Here is a 20,393-nt window from a genome sequence, read left to right as displayed (position 1 = left end):
ACCAACAGGCGTACTTTGCTGGTGAATTTTATACTATTCAATGATATAACAAAACAATTCTATGTCGTTGAGTTCTGGATTCGCCAAACTGAATCTGCTGCTGATCTAGTCATAACCCCCTTATTCTTTCTACTTATGATGCAAAGTTTCCGAACACCTGGTTTGCTGCTACTGACCATACTTAGTCTGCTTGTTCATGTAAGCTTTAGTCAGTCAGTACTATTTACCGTTACAGGAAAAGTAACCGCCGATCATGGGGGCGTCCTTCCTGGCGTCAGTATCGTGTTGAAAGGAACGTCAACCGGAACGACCACCAACTCCGAAGGCACTTATCAATTACCAATCCCGGACGGGAATAGTATACTTATTTTTTCTTATATCGGTTATATGCCGCAAGAAGTGGCCGTTACTAACCGGACTCAACTGGATATTGTACTCACTACGGATAACAAAACGCTGAACGAAGTAGTCGTTGTTGGTTATGGCGAACAGCAGCGCAAGTTTCTTTCCACAGCCATCAGTTCGGTTTCGGGAAGTCAGCTCAAGGAAATTTCGGTTGCCAATCCTGCTCAGGCGCTGGCGGGTCAGGTGGCGGGTGTCAACATTGCACAGGCAGGTGGTCAGCCCGGCTCAGCTCCCGTTATTCGCATCCGGGGCATTGGCTCGTTAGGCGCGGGAAACAGTCCGTTATATGTCGTGGATGGCTATCCGCTTGCCAGTGCCGATAACTTCAATCAGATAAACCCTGGGGATATTCAGTCGATTGAAGTCCTGAAAGATGCAGCGGCTGCGGCCATCTATGGATCACGAGGGGGTAATGGCGTTATTATCGTCACCACCAAGCGCGGAAAAGAAGGCCAAACCCGTATCAACTATCATGGCTACACGGGTTTCCAGCAGTTACCCAAAGAAATTTCGATGATGAACAACCCGCAGTTTATCGCCTTCTCCAAGGAGTCAGCCGTGAATGCTGGTTTGAACTATTATGCCTTCTACGATAACCCACCTGCTAATTTACCGTATACAGACTGGCAAAAAGAAATCTTCCGAACAGCCGCCATGACACAGCACGAACTATCGGCTTCGGGCGGTACCGAAAAGTTCCGTTTCAATGTGTCGGGGGCTTACCTCAAACAGGATGGCATTCTGCGCAGCACTGGTTATGAGCGATTTACCTTACGGGCAAACCTGGATGCCCAACTAACATCCAGGGTAAAGTTCGGTTTGAATCTGGCACCTTCACTCACGAATACGCAATATCAGACGGTAGCGGGTACAAACGACGCAAGCGTAATTTCTGCGGGAAACGATCCAATTACATTTGCCCTGCAAACGCCGGGAGTTTTCCCGGTTAAACTACCCAACGGCGACTATGCAAATACGTTGAACTATCCGCTGACCCAGGGAGCTAATTCCATTTCGCCCAATTTCAGAGGTCCAACAGCCGCACTGGATTTATACCAGGATCGGGGCAGTAACCCACGTTTTCTGGGCAACTCGTTTGTTGAATGGGAAATTATTGATGGTCTGAAAGCGAAGACTAGTTTCGGCATGGAGTTTATCAATGAAACCCGTCAGCAGTTCTCTCCAGCGACCTTGCCCAGTGGCAATGCACCATCGGCAAACCTGAGTAACCCATTAGCCGCTGGGATTGCTGCGGCAAAACGAGTTGGCTCGACCAGTAACTGGCTGTGGGAAAATACGATTACGTATACAAAAACAGTGGCTAAAGACCACTCGTTTGCACTATTGGCCGGTTATTCCGCACAGTCGGCCGTTGCTAATTCGAACGTCATTTCCGGCGTTACGGGCACCTTTATCAATGATCTGGTCCAAAATGTAAGTGGAGCCGGGCAAACCATCAGCACCAATACCTATTCCAAAAATACGCTGGTATCGGCATTGGGTCGGATTAATTATAGCTTCAAAGACCGATACATTGTTTCGGCCGCTATTCGTCGGGATGGCTCCTCGCGGTTTGGTACCAATAACCGGTATGCTCTGTTCCCATCGGCGTCTGTTGCGTGGCGCGTAACGGAGGAACCATTTCTCCAGCGACTTTCCAGCATTAGCGAGTTGAAAATTCGGGGGAGCTACGGCCTGACCGGCAACTACAACATCGGTGATTATTCCGCCCAAAGCTATGCAACCCAGTATAATTACGACTTTGGAGCTGGCTTAGGTACGCGAGCCTATGGCTATGCTGCTAGTAATATTGCCAATACCGGTTTAACCTGGGAAACCAACAAACAGGTTGATCTGGGCTTCGAACTGGGCTTGTTCCACGACCGAATCTACTTCACCGCTGATGCCTATTACCGAATCACAACCGATTTGCTCAATAACCGGAACGTACCCGCCATTGTTGGTACAGCGGCCACGATTGTGCAGAACATCGGCCAGATTCAGAACAAAGGACTGGAGTTCGTGCTGACCACGCAGAATATAACCGGTGCATTCAACTGGAAGACCAATGCCAATATTTCCTTCAATCGAAACAAGGTCGTCTCGCTGGTTAACGCAAACCCCATTTACTATAGCGCAGGTGGTTTCAACAACTACGTGATTGTCGTAGCGGGGCAGCCCTTAGGTGAGTTTTATGGCTACCGACAGACTGGCGTTTTCAAGAATCAGGAGGAAGTGAACGCAGGGCCACAGTGGGCAAACGGTGGCTCAAAACCGGGCGATATTAAATACGAAGATATAAACAAGGATGGGAAAATCGACGCGAACGATATGACATATCTGGGCAATCCCATTCCCAACTTTACTTACGGACTGACTAATACCTTCAGTTACAAAGGCTTTGATCTGAATGTTATCGTTCAGGGTTCACAAGGCAATAAAATAGCAGCCCAGTGGCTGCGGGCAGGCTATTATTTCAATGGGAATGCCAACTCCATCTCGGATGTGGCGAACCGGTGGGAATCGCCCGATAACCCAGGCAATGGCTGGCAACCCCGAGCCACCATAACCTCATCGGGCGGCTCCAACAACTTCTCTACCCGCTACATTTATGATGCCTCGTTTCTGCGAATCAGAACGGTAACGCTGGGTTATACCCTTCCAAAAGGCCTTACCAATAAACTGAAATTGCAAAACATACGGATCTACGCGAGTGGGCAAAATCTGTTCACGTTTACCAAATACATTGGCTATAATCCCGAGGCTAACGATAACGGTAATACTACCAGTCCTACGTATGGCTATGATGCCAGTGCCTATCCGCTGGCCCGGACGATCACCGCTGGCTTGCTCATTGGTTTATAACAATACGCCGTATTTCGGACTAAAAACTCATTATCCAAAATGAAACGATATATTCTGGTTCTTTCCTTCCTGATTACCCTGCTGTCTTCCTGTAAAGACAGTTTTCTGGACCTGACAGATCCCACCAAAATCCCGACGGATAACTTATTTACGTCGCAGGCAAATGTAACGGCGGCTGTCAATGCGGTATATAATGGATTACTATCCATTTATAACCCTACCTATTTTGTGTTCGGGGAGCTATCTACCGATAACGCTTACGAAGTTGTTTCGGCCAACGCGCATTACTTCTTTAATATTTACAACGTCGATCCCAGTAATGCGAACCTGCAAGCCATGTGGACCAGCTCCTACAAATGCATCAGCCGGGCCAATACCGTACTAGCGAAGGCCGGAGCGGTGAAGATGGACACGACACTAAAAAATCGCTATCTGGCTGAAATGAAATTTATCCGGGCTCTGAACTACTTCAACCTGGTACGCATCTGGGGGGATGTTCCGCTCGTCACGGATGATCTTAGCGACAACTATCAGGCAGCGTATGCCTATGGCCGAACACCCACCGCCAAAGTATATGATCAGATCATTCTGGATTTAAAAGCAGCCGAAGCGGTATTGCCCACGACCTACGCGAATGCCGATCTGGGCCGTCCAACGAGCGTTTCCGCTAAGGCTTTACTCGGGAAAGTTTATCTCACCCAGCAGAATTACGAACAAGCCGTAGCCAAACTAGGAGAACTCATTCCGGGAACGCCGACAGCAGGAAAATTCGCTACGGTGAATAGTCTGATAACCACGTCATACGGTGATATTTTTTCCACTGCCAATGAAATGAATAAAGAAATTGTCTACGCCGTACGGTATCTGGCGGGTGGCATTGGGCTCGGCAGTACGTTTGCCAGTGCCTTTGAGCCGCTTTTTTCTGGAGCCGACATTGTTCAATTGGGCGGGGTCGCTCAACGGCTGGATTTGTATACGGCCTATGCTGGTGCCGATAAACGAGCTACTTTTTCAACAACCTATTACACCAAAAGTGGACAGGCTGATTATTTCACCCGGAAATACATCATTAATGGCCCACCCTATGCCGTCAATGATGGTGATAATGACTGGATTGTACTCCGCTATTCCGATGTGTTGTTGATGCATGCTGAAGCCTTGAACGAACTGGGCAAACCAACCGATGCGCTACCCTACATCAATCAGGTTCGGGCAAGAGCAGGATTACCCAATCTGACTGGTTTGTCCCAAAGTGATCTTCGATTAGCCATTGAAACCGAACGGCGCCTGGAATTTAGCTTCGAGGGCCATCGATGGTTCGACCTGGTTAGAACCAATCGGCTTATTCCAGTTATGAATGCGTTTTATACAAAGTATTCATCGGTTCCGAATACGGTAGACGTGCCAAATAAAGGGCTTTTCGTTAAAAGTGGTGGGGCCATTGTTCAGGTGCAACAATCCCAAATGCTGTTTCCTATCCCGCTGGCAGAAATCCAGTATAATCCTATTCTGACACAGAACCCCGGCTACTGATTCAACTACTCGGTATGGCCTACCTCATTCCCTGCCTTACAGTCTAAAGCAACGTTAGTAACATGAATCGAACTACTCTAATTTTACCCCTGCTGGTTATCACGGTGCTGTTGAGCGGGAGTTGCCCTAAGCCATTATCAACAAAAGCATCTCTGGCTCAAGGCAGGTTAACGGATACTCCCGAATTTCATCAACGGGGTGGTCTGCCGAATTTCTTTCAGAAAATAAAGGAAGGGCGTGAAATCAACGTGGCCTATATCGGGGGTAGTATTACAGAAGCCGACGAGGGATGGCGGAGCCTAACGTTTAACTGGCTCCGCATTAATTACCCCCATAATTCGTTCAACGAAATCAATGCAACCATCGGTGGTACGGGCTCAAATCTGGGTGTTTTCAGAATTGATCATGATGTATTGATTCGCAAGCCAGATCTGGTTTTTGTGGAATTTGCCGTCAATGATTCTGGTCGTTCTCCTCACCAGATTACCCAGTCAATGGAAGGGATTGTTCGGAAAATCTGGGAAGCCAACCCTGCTACCGATATCTGTTTTGTGTACACGCTGTCGGCCAATCAGTTAAAGGATTTACAGGAAGGTCGCTACCAGGTAACGGCGCAAACGATGGAAGAAATTGCCAATCGCTATCAGATTCCATCCATTAACATGGGCGTAGAAGTGGCTCGACTGGCAACAGAAGGGGCGCTGATTTTCACGGGAAAGCCCGAGGAAAATCCGGGCAAGATTGTCTTTACGACAGATCGAACTCACCCATTATCCAAGTCGGGCCATCCGATTTACGCCAGCGTCGTGCGCAAATATCTGGAAGCAATGGAACCTATACATGGTAAAAACACGCATGGTTTGCCTGCTCCATTAGCGACTGATAATTGGGAGCCAGCCCAGTTAATTACACTTTCGGAATTACCTCCCTCGGCCCACTGGGAAAAGCTTCCTGCCGATCATGAACTAGTGAAGTTGTTTTCCAGTTTCATGCCTGCCATTTACAAAGTAAGCTCACTAGAGGCTGTTCTACGCATTCGATTCAAAGGGACTACGCTGGGTTTTTATGATGTAATCGGGCCGAAATCAGGGATGCTGGACGTAACCTTAGATGGGGTAAAAAAGGACATTCAACGCTTCGACCAATTTTGTCATTATTACCGAAAGAGCAGTTTTTATCTGGAAGGGCTCAGCGATAGTGTACATGAGGTAACCGTTCGCGTGCCAGGAACCCCATTCGACAAGGCGGCCATTATTCTAAAGCGAAACATCAAAATAGACGATCCCAGCCGTTACGCCGAAAATAACTGGTACCTCAGCAATCTTCTCCTGATTGGCAAATTAGAATCCCTTCACTGGGACTGAACACGTAGCACTATGCTTTTTTTTTGCCGTATTTTCTGTATTCAGTTGCTGCTGGTAAGCCCAGTCTGGCTATTTGCGCAAGCAGCTCCGACCGTTTTAGTCGCGCCAGCAAACTGGCAGCAACAGGGGCTTTTGATTCAGCTACGAGACGAGCTAAACCATCCTAAAATGAACTGGCCGCTAACCCGGCTTCGGTATAACCTTGATTTTAAGGAAGCCGGAGTAGCATTAAGGAGTTTACATTTACGCGATGCCGGAACAGGAGCCGAAGTACCTTTTCAATTGACCGACGTTCAGCTAACCAGCGGAAGCGTACGAAAGGCAACGCTATATTTCCTGACCGATTTACCATCTGGTTCGACGAAAACATTTCGACTCACGAGTGAAAAGGGCTCAGCTAAACCTGCTACCTTAGAGAATATTTCGGTTGTATCGATCCAAAAAAATGCCAAGACGCTGGTGCTCTCAAATGGCTTTGTACGGGCGGAATTACCCTTAACGACCAATTCGTCAAAACCTGTTCCACCTATGCTGCGGGTAGGAAATGCAACAACATGGCTCGGTAGTGGCGTCTTGACTGCTGGCTTAAAACCTACTTCACTAACCGTAACCGAAGGCAGCATTGGGCCGCTACTGGCTGAATATAAGCTGGCTTACACATTCGGTAAAATAAAACGGTATACGGCTACTATCCGGCTAGTGGCAGGCATGGATTTTCTGGAACTGGATGAGCGCATGCAAGGCTTTAGCCCGAACGATTCACTTGCCTGGCAATTGGTTTGGGATCATCTCAAACCAGACTTTCGTTACACCCCAAATCGTCCTGGGGCGCCCGTCAACCCATCGTCAAAGGGTTACACTAGTTTTGCCTGGGAACCAATCGGTGGTGGCCCAATAGACACGTCGGCCAAGAAACATCCGCTGCTTCCTTACGATCAACAAAGTCAGGCGAATGGAAAACTCCCTTTTCAGCTTACTCCCTACGATAATTGGCTAAGCTGGTGGAACCTCCATACAGTCGCGTTCTGGAATGAATCCGAGAATCAGTCCATTGGCCTTTTCATCAACGAGATGGAAAAATGGAATGACGGTGATTATGCCTTATGGGGGTCGAACGAGAAACTGTGTATCCAGTTTTTTCGTCGCAACGAGGTGCTATACTGGCGCTTTCCGCTCGTAACAGGAACCCGCTCAACGGGCTTGGCCATTTATCCGCACCAGAAAGATGTCGATGTTGTCAATAAGACCAATACGCCTTTTGTCTATATTGATTACCTACGTCGATGGTACGGCTGGATTTCGCTGGATAAAGTCAAAAACTGGGTATTGAACTATCCTGGAAAAGAAAATCTATCGCCCATTTTCTTTAGGCCGAATGCTGAAAAAGCCAGTACGGAAGTCGCCAGTTTGGTTCAAACATTTGCCAGTCAGCTAGACTTAGTGGCTGATCATTCAGAACGATCAACTGGACCTAGTCCGGTTGGCACCCGCATCTATTACGAAACCATTATGCCGAGATGGGATGCGTATCGGCAGATGATGCAGCCGGAGCAGGCACGGCAAAACCGAGCGGCCTTCCTCTTCATGAATCAAGTGTTTATGGATGAATCGCTAATGCCGATTCGTACCATGCTGAGTGGCCATCCTAATTTTCTGGCCGATATCAAAGGGGTTCCCGGACTGGCTGCGGCTATGTTTCCGAATCACCCTCAGGCCAGGGATATGGCCGACCATTTTGAAAAATCCATTGCCTTAAATTTCAAGTACCACGTTCGTCCCGACGTACCAGCCTGGCAGGCAACGGGTGGTCGCTGGACGGAAAACATTGGTACCTATACCTGGGCGTTCCTGAAGCCAACTTTACGCACGAGTTATCTGTTGCATCATCAGTACGACGGTCGAAACCGGATCTTGCAACCCAACCTATCACAATATGCCAACTGGCTACTAAACGGTCTGACCTCTCCTTTGGAAAGTGCCGGAAACAAGCGTGTTAACCCTCCACAGGGTGCTCATGCACACGGCATAACTCCATCCAACTTACTGAGAATGCTGGGGCAGGAGATGGTCTATTACGATCCATTAACAGCTGAGCATTTATTCTGGGTTACCTCGCCCGACGATAAAGGATTTGAGTATGTAAATGGTCGTGTCGATCCGTGGGGCAGTATTACTGATAGCGAATGGAAAGATAATAAGGGCACGAATCCACACCTGCGCTCAGCCAAGTATACGGGCTATGGGTTTACGCTACGTCACGGATTTGGTACAACTCACGAAATGTATGTTCACCTGCAACAGATCGACGAAGGACCTAACTACCGTTGGGGCCGAGCAGCGCAAGGGGGGAATGGGGTTATTTATTATTACGCCAACGGAAAACGCTATAGCCATAACGGGCCGGAGGATGTTGGCGATGGCCCGTTCGGCGATGTGGAGCGATGTACCAATTTTGGTGTAAAAAAGCCAGGCGGCTACCGACATTTGGGAGTTTATCGAAGCGTTGGGCCCAACGATCTGGCCGAACCGTTAAGTAATTTCGGCTTTGCCCAATTTGCCCAGATCAACGCCAATAAAGAAGCCTTGCCTGACTACCGCTCCCGTTCGGTGCTGCAATCGGGTGGCGATTATATTCTGATTTTTGATGAGGTCAGTAATCCGCAAACGGAAGGCCGCTTTGCCTGGTTTGTGGGAAAAGACGACGACTTTCCAATCATTCAGCAGCTATCGCCCGGTGTTGTCCCTGTAGATGCGGATATCCAGCCATCAAAGAGTAATTACCACGATGATAAAGGCGAACGGCTAACAAAAGGCCGTTATTATGATGGAAAAGGCAGTTTCCTGACGGTAGTTACGCACAAGTCAGACGTGAAGGCCCAAAAAACGGATTACGGATGCCTTGTAACGAAAGATGCCGGAGCTGTCGACTGGGCCTTTCGGTCGACAGCCGAGAAAACCGTTTCACTGGATGGAATGGTCTTTCAGGGGACGGCCGGGATTATCCAGCGGGGAACGGATCATACGTACAAAGCAGCCCTGTTTAGCGGCAAACAGATTGGTATTCCAGGGTTACTGATCACGTTTACGAAAAGCGGTAAAAATGCCCTTAGTCTCGAACAGCAAACCAATGGATTTAGTGGGTCCATTCAGGCACAGGAACCCGTTCTGGTTACGTTTGTATTGACTAAACCACAATCCAAACGCTTGATATTTTACCTGAATGGCAAGATGCTACCAACTCAAGACCTAGCTGGTAATGCAGTGAAGGTCAGACTAATTAATGGCAATTATACCTGGCAATGGTCCAATACGGGTGTTATTCCGGCTGCCACTTCCATTACCAGTACAACTCACCGAAGCGAGGGAGCTATTATTACCTGGAAATCCATTCCGGGGGCCGCTCTATATCGCGTTGAATTAAGCAAAGACGGTGGAGTAAGTTGGGGAACCATAGCGGATAACCTCCCAAAAACCAGTTTACCACTACAGGGTCTAACGAATGGTACCAAAGTACACGTACGTATTCTGGGTAAGGGAGCTGGTGGCTGGAGCGCCCCTTCCGATGAGTACCCGATTTACGTCACGGATCAGGTTCCGCATGCGCCTGAGGGATTACTGGTTGAGCCATCGGGGAAAAGGGTGTCCATCCGATGGGGACAAATTCTAGGGGCCAATCGCTACTCGCTCTACCGACGCGAAAAGAATGGCGATTCGACCCGTGTTATAAACGTCTATTCAGGGCCAGAACGAGTTTTTTTTGACAAAACCATTCAGTCTGCCAAGGTCTATGAGTATTGGGTTACTGCCACGAATGGCAATGGTGTCAGTAAACGTAGTACGATGAGTGATACTGATCCGGCCCGTATGATCAACTGGTTTCCTAAGCCAAATGAATCATTTCGTAGGGATACCCGCAGTCACGAAAATGGCTACGATGAATACAATCCATTTGTAGAAGCCGCCAAGCCTATATTAACCTATCCGGCCTCAGCTCCCCCTAACTAACTACGCGTAACGATGGTGAACTTTCTTTTCCAATTGCCTTCCAGAAAAGGCATGGTCCTGACTATTGCCCAAAAAAATGGTATTCGACTGAATTATCAACTCTTGATTCAGGCAGCCCTGCTATCCCTTTTGCTTCTGTTTGCTATTAATTCAACCGCACAACAGGCCGGTTCAGAACTCCGCCAACAAAATATTAGCGCGCTGACCAATCCGCTGGATGTAGTCAAGCTGATTGGCGATAAGTTAATTCGAGATACTCCATTTGCTTATAGACTGGTCAGAGGCCCTATCAATCATACCTTCAACGATCTTCAGTTTGTTGATTTTGGGCGAGCATTTGGCGTTGGCAAGCCAGCTGTAGCTTACGCCTTTACAAACCTGAGCGTGACAGATGATCAGGAATTTACGATACAAACCGAGCACAATGACGGCTGTAAAATTTGGCTCAATGGGCAACTGGTTTACGTAAAGCGGGGAGATCATACCATCCGGCTAGCGCACGAAGAACGCAGTATTGAATTACCTAATACCCTAAAACTGGCCCTTCGAAAAGGCAACAATGAATTGCTTATTAAGTCGGAGACTCAAGGGAAGGAATGGCGCGTTTACCTGCAACCACCGAGCGAAAAAGGGGCCATACTGCCGACAACGAATCCGTATCCACAACTTGGTCTGGCGAACGTGACTAATGTCGATACAGCGATCAATTCGTTGACCAACTGGTTGATTATTGGCCCGTTCGACAATCCAATAACGAACGATCAGCGAACGGGCATCGACACCCCTTATACCCCCGAAGCAGAAAGGCAATTTGGCGTTATGTATCCTGGCTTGGGTGGTCCCGTCACCTGGACAATTCCGAAAATTGATATTCTGGGCGACCTAATCAATCCGCAACCCTGGGGTACCAATTACCACTGGAATTACCACAATGGCGGGACAGCCTGGGCGATGCAACAACTGGCTGAACTTACCCACGAGACAAAATATGATGACTACGCGAGCAATTTTTGCGATTTTCATTTGAAAAGTGCTCCTTTTGTTCGTTATCAGGTTGGTGCACTCAATGCCGTTAATTCGGCTAATAATCACCTAATTGATACGCCATTGCTGGATTTTACTCTGGCTCCTTCGCTACCGTTTATTTATCGACTACGACAAACTCGTTCATTTTCTCACCGGGACGACTATGCTCAGTTCATTGAGAAGATGATGAAGTATGCCCAGCATGAGCAGATCAGACTCCCCGGTTCGAGAATCTATACACGGGTAACGCCGGAAATCTACACGACCTGGGCCGATGACATGTTTATGGGAATTCCATTTCTGGTTCAGGCCGCTCTGTACACGCCCGATCCAGCCAGGAAGAAAATCTTTCTGGACGATGCGGCCAATCAGCTCATTGGGTTTACTAATCAGGTCTGGGATTCAACCGCGAATCTGTATATGCATGCTCGTTACTCAGCACGGGCGGTTAAACTTCCTCATTGGTCACGGGCGAATGGCTGGGCAACCTGGGCCATGACCGAAGTGCTGATGAATCTGCCTAAAACTCACCCGCAGTACAAACCGATTCTTGCTCAATATCAAAAGCATATAGCCGCACTAGTGAAATTACAAGATGCAAGTGGGTTCTGGTTGAATGTATTGGATCGGTCTGATTCACCAAAAGAAGTTTCGGGTACGGCTATTTTCACCATGGCCATCGCCCGGGGTGTGCGTTATGGTTGGCTAAACGCCAAAACCTATAAACGAATTGCTCAGAAAGGTTGGGAGGCCCTTAAAACAGCGATAGAACCAGATGGAACCGTACATCGTATCTGCATGGGAACTATGTGTTCTGAGGATGTCAACTATTATATCAATCGCCCGTATTACGATAACGATACACATGGATTGTTTGCCGTATTATTCGCTGGCCTTTCCATGTATCAAATGCCGTAAATCGTTTCCACACGGCAAAATTCTTATTTCATGACTGCCTTTTCATTGTAAATTCCTTCTAAAAAGCACATAAAGAGTCATCATGAAATCAATGTTGTATACATCGCTCTTTATAGTCAGTAGTATTTTGTTGGCACGTACAACAACCCAAGCTCAACAACGACTGCTTTTACTAGCTGGACAAAGCAATGCTGTTGGGCAGGGCGATAGTCGGACATCAGCGAAATACCAATGCTCGATGTGCTTCGATTATCACACAAAAAAGGATTCTCTGTCGGTATTGAAAGATCCTGTCGGGCAAGATGATCAGTATTTCAATAAGGCCAATACGGGCAGCATTGCACCAGCACTAGCCACCACCTTACATACGCTTACAGGAGATTCGATCGTGATTGTTTCTGCTGCGAGAGGAGGCAGTTCCTGTCATCAAAAAGCCGAATTAAAGACGTACGGCAGTTGGGCCGAACAGGGTCGAATTCTTTTGTTCAGTCCAACAATCGAAAAGATTAAGAAGGCCGAACACCGGGTAAAGCGCCGTGTAGACGCCAGCGTAAGGTTGCCAGACAAGTGCCAGGCGTCCACGTAGTTTCTGTTGATCCAGGGGAATTTCCCGAAAAAGACTGGATGACAGACGAGATTCATTACAGTCAGGCCGGCTTAAATAGAATTGGAGAAGCCGTCGCTCAGCAAATCGTTAAAGTAAAATAGGAAGTAGTGGGTCTATTTTATGGTTAGAATTTTTCGAATTCTCATGTTGTAACTTGTTCTGAAAACTATTGATCATAGTTTGGTTTGACTTGTAAACTTCGCAAGAAACACGCCAAATCTGCCATCAGACAATTGATTGACTCCGTTCTTTTAACCAGACACTTTTGTCAATCGAATAACTACATTACGCTGAGTAAGAAAACTCAAAAATCCATTGTCTGTAAACGAGCAATTTGGATAAACTGCCCTGATTTCTTTCGAAATAAAGTACGGGCAAGTGATCCCATTCATAGCAGATTGGCGCACTTCGATCCGAAAAGAAGTAGAATGAAACGCTTTTTATTAATATTTATCTCTTCAATTTGTTGCCTCAAAAGCTAGGCCACCTATCGACTTTGAGTTATAACTTACCTTGATCGGATTCTCCTAATTAGTTCATTTGTCATCGTTCACAAAAAGGGATTCTGACATCATTTATCGAACTTGTCCTGATCGGCGATCAAAATTGTTCAGAAAAACGTCCAGTTAAAATCAGTACAAGACACTACTCCAGGCCGCCCATACCCGACAATATGGTTGGCCCCAGGTATTCGCTGGGCAGTACTCCAAACTGTTCGCGGAAACACTTGGCAAAATACGACAACGAATTGAAGCCTACCCCGTAGGCAATTTCCGAAACGTTACCAGCCCGCCCTTCCAGCAGTTGGGCGGCCCGCTTCAACCGCATCTGTCGGATAAAATCTCCCGATGATTGACCCGTCAGGCTGAGGAGTTTGCGGTGCAGTTGCATCCGGCTTAGGCCCACTTCGCGCCCGAAGTGCTCAGCACTGAACTCGGCATTACTCATGTTTTCTTCCACAATTCGTATTACCCGCATCAGGAATTTCTCGTCGGCGGAGGTAACAGTAATATCTTTGGGCTGAATCCTGATTTCGCGGCTAAATCGTTCGTGCAGCGTTTGGCGGCTGGCAATCAGGTTTTGTGTGCGGACCAGCAACTCCCGCGAATCGAACGGCTTGGTTAGGTAGTCGTCAGCCCCGGTTTCGAGGCCCGTCAGCCTTTTGTCCTGAGCCGATAGGGCCGTTAGCAGAATAAATGGAATGTGGTTGGTGCGATCGTCGGTTTTGATCCGGTGACAAAATTCGAGGCCGTCCATGTCGGGCATCATCCAATCGCTAATGATGAGATCAGGCAGATTTTCCTGGGCGGAAAGCAGCCCCGACTGGCCGTTTCCGCTTTCCAGCACTCGGTAATTTCGGCTCATCTGCTCCCGAACAAATAGGCGGATGTCGTCATTGTCATCCACAATTAGCAACAACGGCTGATGGCTGGTATCTACCTGATTTGTAGAGAATTTTCGCAATTCCATGACTTCCGATTCAGCTATTGGCAAGGGGTCATCTGCTTCGAAAATGGTGTCCAGTGTAACCGGATTGGGAGTCGATTCGCTGATAGCTAATTCGTTGACAGGAGCGGTTTGGATGGCTATTGGCAAGCAAACAACAACCCGGGCACCAGGGGTAGGTTTGGGTTCAATTCGGATGGTACCACCGTGCAACTCCACAATCTCTTTGACCAACGACAAGCCAACGCCCGTGCCCGGTTGCCGGTCCTGCTGGGGGGCTGTTCCCTGATAAAACCGCTCAAACACCTGTGTCGCCTGATCGGGGGCTACACCAATGCCGGTGTCGTCAACCGTCAGTTCCACAAACGCCTGTTCGTGAATCTGTACCGACCCGCCCGAGAGGGTGATTTCGCCCCCATCGGGCGTAAATTTGAAGGCATTTGACAGTAGGTTGGTCATTACTTTCTCCAACTGATCGGGATCGTGATTCACCGGCAGCGGAAAGGGCGAAAGGTGTACCGATAACCGAATATGCCGCTGACTGGCTAAGGACGAAAACAAGGCCGACACCACGTTGAGCAGCGGGCGCAGGTCGCTGGTTTGTGTTTGTAAATCGAGCCGACCCGATTCAAGTTTCGACAAGTCGAGTAATTGATTAATCAGGTGCAGGAGCCGCTGGGCATTGCGCTGCATGACGGTGGCCTCGTTTTTATACAGCAAAGTTTCCGGGCGATTGGTCAGTTCATACATTTTTGCACTCATGGTCCCCATAATCAGCGTCAACGGAGTGCGAAATTCGTGGGTAATGTTGGTGAAGAACCGGGATTTAACCGCGTCTAAATTCTTCAGTTTGTGAGCCTGCTCTGTAAGTGTAACTGCCTGCTCTTCCAGGAGATGCGTTTGAATTTCTAACTGACTGTTTTTCTCCGCTACGAGTTTGCTTTGATCCAGCAGTACCTGATTACTATGAATTTTAAGCCGTTGCTGACTCACCACCAGCCCCGCAATGAGCAACAGGGCCAGCAAGCCCGCACCTATGCTGTTGCGCCACAACCGCGATACCTGCTGATCTTTTTTGAGCAGTTCGATCTCGGCCTGTTTCTTTTCCGACTGGTACTCGGCCTGAATCCGGGTAATTTTTTTGGCATTTTCTTCCCCAAACACGGAGTCGTTCAGGGCCACCCATTTTGACTGAAACTGGTAGGCTTTGGCAAAGTTGCCGGTCTGGGCGTTGGCCGTTGCCAGCCCTTTATACACCATCAATCGTTTCTCGTTGTCTTTCGACTCGCTGGCCAACGCATAGACTTTGTCGAAAAAGGCAAAACTCTCAGCGACCCGCCCGGTCTTTAACCGCATAGTACCCAGCCCCAGCAGAACCTCCATTATATTGTCCTTGTCGTTGATTTGGCTACCCAGTTGCAGCGCCCGCTGGAGAAACCGTTCGGCCTTTGCGTACTGACCCAGCCGGGAGTACGTTTCGCCGAGGTTGTTATCGCAGATAACCAGGCCACTTGGTTCGTTAAGAGCTGCGTAGCGGGTTCGGGCCTGAGTCAGATAGCTAATGGCTTTGGTATAGTCTTTTGTCAAGATACAAATCGACGCCATGTTCACCAGAACACCCGCCTGATGGTTGGGTTCGATGCCTTCACTTTTTGTGTAGGATTGCTGCAAGTAATAAAGGGCCTGATCGTACTTCTGCTGGCCCTTTAAGAGTACGCCTATGTTATTAAGGAGGTAGGCGATTCGGGCCTGGTTGCCTACTTTTTCCCACAGTTTGAGGCTTTTAAAGGAGTACTCGGTTGCATGCGAAAAATCCCCCATCCCTTTATAATTTATACCTATGTTTCCGTAAGCTGATGCCAATCCATCTGCATCATTCAGCTCCTCAAAGTAGGGGATCGCTTTTTTTGTATAGTCCATACCGGTCTGATAATTGCCCTGGAACCAATTGTAAATACCCAGGCTAATATAGCTGCGCCCAATGCCCCGCCCATAACCCAGCTTTTGAGCCAATTGCATAGCCTCATCGGCATATTTTTTGGCTTGTTGGGGTTTGTACGTGTAATAGAAACCAACTGCCTTGGTCAGAAGAAGGACTCGGTTGGTATCAGGGCCGGCATGTTTGAGCAGATTGTCGAGGCTGTCGCGCTTGCTCTGTTGGGCGGTCACCAGATGCGGGGGAGACAGGAAGTATAAGCCAAAAATCAGGATGAGTAGACGTATAGCCATAGTACGTGTTGTGCAAGGGGACGGTAAGGTATCATCATATTCTGACTATCTGACAAATGATTTATAAATCGGCACAAAAATGATAATGGTGTGCAAAAACCTGAATGCCAGGGCGTTTTGACGTGATTTTCAAGCGATTTTGAGGCATGTTACAGGAGTGCTATAAGATGTTACCAGCCTGTTAACAGGGGGAAATGCGTTCCCGGTACGTTTGCACTGCCTTTGCTAAAACACGCATGAAAAAGAGAAACGTTTGCCGGTCAATAGCGATACCTTGTGGCCTACTGGCCATCGGTACCAATTATTTCCTCTTTTCGATTGCCAGAAATGGGTATCCCAACCCGTGGATTGACTACCAGAAGCGTAGCGATACTTCGTCGGACCGTCCCAGCTGGCTGATCTGGTTACGTCGCCTGTTGTATAGCAGCGGGTTGTTATGGCTGTCTTTTTTTTCGGCTCAGGCCCAAACCAACTATGTCGCTAACACGGCCAACTCCCCTACCCCCGCTACGCTGAACACACTGATTGGGCCGGGGGCGGGCAACGCTGCCATGACGGGTACTGCTAACACGTTTGTAGGCTATCAGGCTGGTTCAATCCAGTCGCAGGGGAGTGCTAATGCGTTTTTTGGAGTTCAGTCGGGCCTTAACAACACCAAAGGGGCCAACAACGCCTTTCTGGGCACCTATACGGGTTACTCCAATTCAACGGGTTCCGACAATTCGTTTGTGGGGTTTCAGGCGGGAGCCAATAATACGGTAGGTAATCAGAATAGTCTTATTGGCCGGTATGCAGGGTATCGCAACGGAACAGGATCGGGTAATGTGGCCCTTGGTGCAGCAGCTAATTATACCAATACGACCGGGAGCTATAATGTAATACTGGGTGATTCGGCGGGTTTTAACAACACCGCATCGGGTAATATATTCATTGGGTCAAAGTCCGGCTTCAGCAGCACTACGGCTGTACAAAATACCTTCGTCGGTTTTCAGACGGGATATTCCAACTCAACCGGCAGCGGCAATGCCTTTTTGGGCTACCAAACAGGTCTTTACAACACAACAGGTTCGGGCAATTCGTTTGTGGGAACTTCTGCTGGTGCGTCTAATACCACAGGTTCTTATAATGCATTTCTGGGCACGAATGCCGGCTCGTCTAACTCAACGGGCAGTAACAATGCTTTTCTGGGTATGCAGGCCGGGGTTTCCAACACAACGGGTAGCGACAATGCTTTTCTGGGAAATCAGACGGGCTTCGCCAATACCACGGGTTCGGGGAATACATTCGTGGGTAGTGAGGCTGGTATCCATAGTACAACAGCGCAGGGCAACACGTTTCTAGGCTATTATACCGGATTTAGTAACACGACTGGGCAAAACAACGCTTTTCTGGGAGCCTTTTCGGGCTATGCCAACACGACAGGGTATTATAATGTATTTCTGGGGAATGGTGCTGGTTATACCAATTTAACGGGGTCGAACAACATCTTTTTGGGTAGCGGAGCTGATGCACTTCCGGGCCTGACCAACTTGACCAATGCAGCGGCCATCGGAGCCAACGCCCACGTAGCCATCAACAACGCCATTGTGCTGGGCGACAGCGCCCAAAATACCAAGGTAGGCATTGGCCTGACGGCTCCGGCCTACCCCTTAGACGTTCGTGGCACTATCAACATCCGTAATCACGGTAGCTTAAAGTTCGCCCAACGGGTGAAGTTGCAGGCCGACGAGCAGGAGTATCTGGTGTTGACAGCTGGAGCCGAAGGCCAAAGCGGACTTCGACTGGCGAACCTGAGCAGCGGTTCGCCTACCGTGAACATCACCGACCGTTTTCTGAGCGTGGATGCCCAGGGGCGGGTGGTGTTGAGCCACTACCGGGTGCAGGTGGCACAGGCCAACGAGTGGAGCGACAAGGTGTTTGCCCCAACCTATCACCTTCGTTCTTTAGATGAAGTGGCCCGGTACATTACGGTCAACCAGCATTTGCCGGGCGTTCCCTCGGCCCAGGAGATGACCCGGCAGGGCATGGACGCGGCCCTGTTGAACGCCAAACTCCTGGAGAAAATCGAAGAACTCACGCTCTATCTGATTGCCCAGCAGAAAGCAATGGCCGCCCAGCAACAGGAACTAACTATCCTGCAGCAACAAATGAATATCCTGTTGCCTAAAGCAAGCCAACCTAAGTAGTACTGATTTCAGTTGGACCAACTATCGATACCCCCTTTTCACCATGACAACTCGCTCAGTACTACTCTGGATTACAGGTCTGTTACTGTCCTTTTCGGTGGCTCAGGCCCAATTGAACTACGTGGCAAACACAGCTAATTCAGTAACGCCCGGTGACCATAACACAATCGTCGGTACAGCGGCCGGGCCTGTTAGTACGACCGGGAGCTACAGCGTATTTTTAGGTTATAGCGCGGGACACGGCAGTACCGGTGGGGATGACAACACATTTTTGGGGTCTTTCGCGGGGAACGCTAACACCACCGGCTACTACAATGCGTTTGTGGGCTACTCCTCGGGAGCCTTCAATACCACCGGGTTCAGCAATTCCTTCATTGGCAATCTCACGGGAGTACACAATACAACGGGAACCTACAACACGTTTGTGGGAGGTGCTACAGGTTACCAAAACACTACGGGTGACTATAACACATATATCGGCGCAGGAGCAGGTTATGACAATGTAACGGGTAGCAACAATGCGTTTGTCGGCTGGGGTGCGGGCAACAACACACTGAGCGGCAATAATACCTTTTTGGGCCATACAGCGGGGTATCTTAATACCGTTGGGACTAGTAATACGTTTGTGGGGAATGAAACAGGCTATAAAAATACGACTGGCTCTGACAATTCCTTTCTGGGTACCCACGCCGGACACTCCAGCATAAACGGTGCTTCTAATGCGTTTGTCGGTTCTTATGCCGGTTACAGCAACACATCCGGTACGGCCAATGCTTTTCTAGGGTCGTATGCTGGCTACAACAATTCGACGGGTGATTTCAACGCCTTTGTGGGGTTCGAAGCTGGTGTCTCCAACACCATTGGGCAACAAAATACGGCCATAGGACGATTTTCCGGGCATCAGAATAAAACAGGCTCGGGTAATGTTGTGGTAGGCGCGGCAGCCAGCTATAACAACACCGACGGGAGTTATAACGTCATGCTGGGCGACTCGGCAGGCTTCAAGAATACCCTATCGGGCAATGTGTTTGTAGGCTCTAAGGCAGGCTATAATAGCCAAACCGGTCAGAGCAATACCTTTCTGGGGTATCATGCGGGCTACAATGTCACCACCGGTAGTAACAATATTATTATTGGCCCGACTTCGGGAATGACCATTACCAATGGCAGTGATAACGTGCTGATGGGCTACAACAGCCAGGCCGATGAGGGCATCTTCAATGGAATCGCTATTGGGTCTAATAGTAGGGTAGCTATGAGTAATGCCCTGATACTAGGTAACGGGGTGAACGTGGGCATTGGGACTTCGACTCCAATGGATCGGCTGGAGGTCGTCAGTCCATCCCCCAATAAAAGTGGTATTCGCCTAACCAATCTCACCAGGAGAAGTCCCACCAACCAGGCTACAGATCAGTTTTTGGCGGTCGATGAACGGGGAGAAATTGTCAAAGCTCGTTATCAACTGCGGATCAACAGTCCTGATGAGTGGAGTGATAAGGTCTTTAGCTCCACCTACCAACTGCGTTCTTTGCCCTGGATTGCCACGTATGTAGCCCAACATGGACACTTACCGGGTGTACCTTCGGCTGAACAAGTGACTAAAGAAGGGATTGACTTAGTCAGGATGAATGCAACTCTACTAGAGAAAGTAGAGGAATTGACGCTGCATCTGATTGACCAGCAAAAGGAGCTGGTTATCCTGCGTCAGCAAATGGACACCCTCCTCCGGCCTAAAATGGCCCCATCGACCCTGCACTAATTTCCCGACTATAAAACGTCCTCTCTTTATGATCTGACCACTCTGCGATG

General features: G+C 48.7%; 9 protein-coding genes. 8 read left to right on the top strand and 1 reads right to left on the bottom strand.

Annotation, left to right across the window (positions count from 1 at the left end):
* Positions 1 to 135 precede the first annotated feature (135 nt).
* From GO755_RS24260 to GO755_RS24235, 6 genes are all read left to right on the top strand, one after another.
* Positions 136 to 3,270 carry a SusC/RagA family TonB-linked outer membrane protein gene (locus tag GO755_RS24260; RefSeq protein WP_157587897.1) on the top strand — a complete coding sequence of 1,045 codons (3,135 nt, stop codon included), beginning with the start codon at positions 136 to 138 and terminating at the stop codon, positions 3,268 to 3,270.
* A gap of 39 nt (positions 3,271 to 3,309) precedes the next feature.
* Positions 3,310 to 4,803: a RagB/SusD family nutrient uptake outer membrane protein gene (locus GO755_RS24255; protein WP_157587896.1), complete on the top strand. Its 1,494-nt coding sequence runs from the start codon at positions 3,310 to 3,312 to the stop codon at positions 4,801 to 4,803.
* Between the two features lie 62 nt (positions 4,804 to 4,865).
* Positions 4,866 to 6,167 carry an SGNH/GDSL hydrolase family protein gene (locus GO755_RS24250; RefSeq protein ID WP_157587895.1) on the top strand — a complete coding sequence of 434 codons (1,302 nt, stop codon included), beginning with the start codon at positions 4,866 to 4,868 and terminating at the stop codon, positions 6,165 to 6,167.
* A 12-nt stretch (positions 6,168 to 6,179) separates the two neighbouring features.
* Positions 6,180 to 10,172, top strand: coding sequence for a fibronectin type III domain-containing protein (locus tag GO755_RS24245; RefSeq protein WP_157587894.1), 3,993 nt, complete (start codon positions 6,180 to 6,182; stop codon positions 10,170 to 10,172).
* 12 nt (positions 10,173 to 10,184) lie between these two features.
* A complete protein-coding gene (locus GO755_RS24240) occupies positions 10,185 to 12,116 on the top strand; it encodes a glycoside hydrolase family 88/105 protein (RefSeq protein ID WP_227687068.1) in 1,932 nt (643 codons plus the stop codon).
* Between the two features lie 82 nt (positions 12,117 to 12,198).
* Positions 12,199 to 12,702 (top strand): hypothetical protein, encoded by a 504-nt coding sequence (locus GO755_RS24235; RefSeq protein WP_198174913.1) that lies wholly within the window; start codon positions 12,199 to 12,201, stop codon positions 12,700 to 12,702.
* A gap of 666 nt (positions 12,703 to 13,368) precedes the next feature.
* Here GO755_RS24235 and GO755_RS24230 read toward each other — a convergent pair.
* Positions 13,369 to 16,398, bottom strand: coding sequence for a tetratricopeptide repeat protein (locus tag GO755_RS24230; protein WP_157587893.1), 3,030 nt, complete (start codon positions 16,396 to 16,398; stop codon positions 13,369 to 13,371).
* A 236-nt stretch (positions 16,399 to 16,634) separates the two neighbouring features.
* Here GO755_RS24230 and GO755_RS24225 point away from each other — a divergent pair, with 236 nt between their 5' ends.
* Positions 16,635 to 18,584, top strand: coding sequence for an autotransporter outer membrane beta-barrel domain-containing protein (locus GO755_RS24225; protein ID WP_157587892.1), 1,950 nt, complete (start codon positions 16,635 to 16,637; stop codon positions 18,582 to 18,584).
* Between the two features lie 43 nt (positions 18,585 to 18,627).
* Positions 18,628 to 20,343 carry a hypothetical protein gene (locus tag GO755_RS24220; protein ID WP_157587891.1) on the top strand — a complete coding sequence of 572 codons (1,716 nt, stop codon included), beginning with the start codon at positions 18,628 to 18,630 and terminating at the stop codon, positions 20,341 to 20,343.
* The last annotated feature ends 50 nt before the right edge of the window (positions 20,344 to 20,393 follow it).

The organism is Spirosoma arboris, from assembly GCF_009754945.1.
Classification (GTDB): Bacteria; Bacteroidota; Bacteroidia; order Cytophagales; family Spirosomataceae; genus Spirosoma; species Spirosoma arboris.
The sequence above is the reverse complement of the archived record's forward strand: the minus strand, read 5'-3'. Positions and strand labels throughout refer to the sequence as shown.